The sequence below is a fragment of the Mesorhizobium sp. M7A.F.Ca.CA.002.04.1.1 genome (genome assembly GCF_004022805.1).
GTDB lineage: Bacteria > Pseudomonadota > Alphaproteobacteria > Rhizobiales > Rhizobiaceae > Mesorhizobium > Mesorhizobium ciceri.
On sequence record NZ_RZPL01000708.1, the window covers coordinates 1 to 2,884 of the forward strand.

General features: G+C 63.7%; 4 protein-coding genes. 2 read left to right on the forward strand and 2 right to left on the reverse strand.

Annotated elements, in window-relative coordinates; translation table 11 throughout:
* Positions 1–151 (reverse strand): winged helix-turn-helix transcriptional regulator (locus ENZ75_RS27155; RefSeq protein ID WP_128278447.1); only part of this gene is annotated, 151 nt, incomplete at its 3' end.
* Positions 152–276: 125 nt separating this feature from the next.
* Here ENZ75_RS27155 and ENZ75_RS27160 point away from each other — a divergent pair.
* Positions 277–1,560 (forward strand): cystathionine gamma-synthase family protein, encoded by a 1,284-nt coding sequence (locus ENZ75_RS27160; protein ID WP_063168500.1) that lies wholly within the window; start codon positions 277–279, stop codon positions 1,558–1,560.
* A gap of 153 nt (positions 1,561–1,713) precedes the next feature.
* On the forward strand, positions 1,714–2,154 hold the full coding sequence (locus ENZ75_RS27165) for a CHRD domain-containing protein (RefSeq protein WP_013530918.1): 441 nt from the start codon (positions 1,714–1,716) through the stop codon (positions 2,152–2,154).
* A gap of 211 nt (positions 2,155–2,365) precedes the next feature.
* On the opposite strand, the gene ENZ75_RS27175 is transcribed toward ENZ75_RS27165, so the two are convergent.
* A partial coding sequence (locus ENZ75_RS27175; protein WP_245481257.1) for a thiamine pyrophosphate-dependent enzyme occupies positions 2,366–2,884 on the reverse strand: 519 nt, incomplete at its 5' end.

Consider the following 2,884-nt stretch of genomic DNA (forward strand, 5'->3'; position numbering starts at 1 on the left):
CCCCGTTCCCCCCCAGCCGCCGCACCCGCCTCAGGCAGGGCGACGGCGACAGGCCGATGCGCTCGGCAAGCTCGTTGTTGGTGATGCGGGCGTCGGCCCGCAGCTCACGCAGGATTTTCAGGTCGAAATCGTCGGCTATCTTCTGCTGCACTTTCGGTCTCTCCAGGCAATTTGTTGCGGGGATGCAGCCATGTGAGCCCAAAAATAGCAAGGACTGGCGGAACGAGATCGCATAAATTGCCGTTCACTATTTCAGTCGAACAGGCAGGAAAAGCCATGACCGCGCCACGCCCGTCGAAAACCCATATCGGCAACCACAAGCTCCACCCGGAGACGCTGATGCTGAGCTATGGCTTCGATCCGCAGCTTTCGGAGGGCGCCGTCAAGCCGCCGGTGTTCCTGACCTCGACCTTCGTGTTCAAGTCGGCGGAGGAGGGACGCGACTTCTTCGACTACACCTCCGGCAGGAAGGAGCCGCCGAGCGGCACCGCCTCCGGCCTGGTCTATTCGCGCTTCAATCATCCCAACAGCGAGATCGTCGAGGACCGGCTGGCGATCTATGAGGGGACGGATGCCTGCATCCTGTTTTCATCGGGCATGTCGGCGATCGCCACGACGCTGCTCGCCTATGCCCGTCCGGGCGACGTCATCCTGCATTCGCAGCCACTCTACGGCGGCACGGAGACGCTTTTGACGCGCACGCTCTCCGGTTTCGGCATCGGTGCTGTCGGTTTCGCGGATGGCGTGGACGAGCCGGCGGTGCGCACGGCCGCCGACGCGGCCGTCGCGAAAGGCCGCGTGTCGGTCATCCTGATCGAGACGCCGTCAAACCCGACCAACAGCCTGGTCGACCTCGCGCTGATGCGCAAGATCGCCGACGAGATCGGCGCGAGCCAAGGGTCAACGCCGATCATCGTGTGCGACAACACATTGCTGGGTCCGGTGTTCCAGCGGCCGATCGAACATGGTGCCGACGTGTCGGTTTATTCGCTGACCAAATATGTCGGCGGCCATTCCGACCTGATCGCGGGTGCCGCCATGGGCAGCAAGGCTATCACCAAGCCGATCAAGGCGCTGCGCGGCGCGATCGGCACGCAGCTCGACCCGCATTCCTGCTGGATGCTCGGCCGCTCGCTGGAGACGCTGTCGATCCGCATGGAGCGGGCCAACGACAATGCTCGCCTGATCGCCGAATTCCTGCGCGACCACGCCAAGGTCGACAAGGTGCACTACCTGCCGTTTCTGGGCGAGAATACGCCGGCCGGCCGCGCCTACAGGGCGCAATGCAGCGGCGCCGGATCAACCTTCTCCTTCGACATCAAGGGCGGGGAGAAGGCGGCTTTCGCCTTCCTCAACGGATTGCAGATCTTCAAGCTGGCGGTGAGCCTCGGCGGAACGGAATCGCTGGCCAGTCACCCCGCGGCCATGACCCATTCGGGCATTCCCTTCGAGGTGCGCCAGCGCATCGGCGTGCTGGAGACCACGGTCAGGCTGTCGATCGGCGTCGAGCATCCGGACGATCTGATCGCCGACCTGACGCAGGCGCTGGCGGCGGTCTGACCGCTATCGCTGAAGCCGGACAGGACGGCCCTAGGATCTCTATACGTCATCACAAAAACGTGTGGTTGGATACATTGTGCCGCCAGGCCGTTCCGTTGGCGCATGCGCGCGCCGGGGAGCCGCGACGCGTGCACAGTCAATCGGAGGTTCTTCATGCGCACCCAATCCTTCTTACCGGCGCTGTCGGCGCTGGCCATTTCGACCGCTTTCCTGTTCGCATCGCCCGCCCTGGCAGCCATGGAAAAGTTCAAGGCGACACTAGACGGCAGCCAGCAGAGCCCGCCCGTCACCACGAAGGGTAAGGGCACAGCCACTTTCACCTTCGACACGACCAAGAAGAAGCTCAACTGGAACGTCAAATATTCCGGCCTCAGCGGACCGGCGACGGCCGCGCATATCCATGGCCCTGCGGCGATGGGTGAAAACGCCGACCCTGTCATCCCGTTCAAAAAACTCAAGAGCCCGATCAAGGGGTCGGAGACGCTCACTGATGCCCAGGCGGCTGACCTTGAGGCCGGCAAGTATTACGTCAACGTCCACACCAAAGCGAACCCGAATGGGGAGGTCCGCGGCCAGATCGAGAAGGCGAAGTAGCTGACCGTTGAAGGTTGGCAGGACAGCGCCCCCCTCTGTCCTGCCGGACATCTCCCCCTCAAGGGGGGAGATCGAATGTACTTCGGGTTTCGCCAATCGCCAGTGTTGGAAGAAGGGCGAGACGACGAAACTGCCAATCTCCCCCCTTGAGGGGGAGATGCCCGGCAGGGCAGAGGGGGCGTGAAGGAACTCGACTTGCCCCGGTCGGCCCTCAAACCTTGTCGCGGATCTGGGTCATCGTCCGGGTCGGGGTGATCGCTTCGGGGTCGAGCCTGATCTCGACGATCGCCGGCTTGCCGCTGGCGCGGGCGCGTTCGAAGGCCGGGGCGAAGTCCGCCGTCTTCTCAACCGTTTCGCCATGGCCGCCATAGGCGCGGGCGAGAGCCGCGAAATCGGGGTTCTTGAGGTCGGTGGCCACCACGCGGCCGGGATATTCGCGCTCCTGATGCATGCGGATGGTGCCGTAGATGCCGTTGTTGACGACGACGACGACGATCGGCAGGTCGTATTGCACGGCAGTGGCGAATTCCTGCCCGTTCATCAGGAAGCAGCCGTCGCCGGCGAAAGCGACCACGGTGCGCTCTGGAAACAGCTCTTTGGCGGCGACTGCCGCAGGCGTGCCATAGCCCATCGAGCCTGACGTCGGCGCACCTTGAGTGGCGAAGCGGCGGAAGCGATGGAAACGATGCACCCAGGTGGCATAATTGCCGGCGCCGTTGGTGAGGATGGC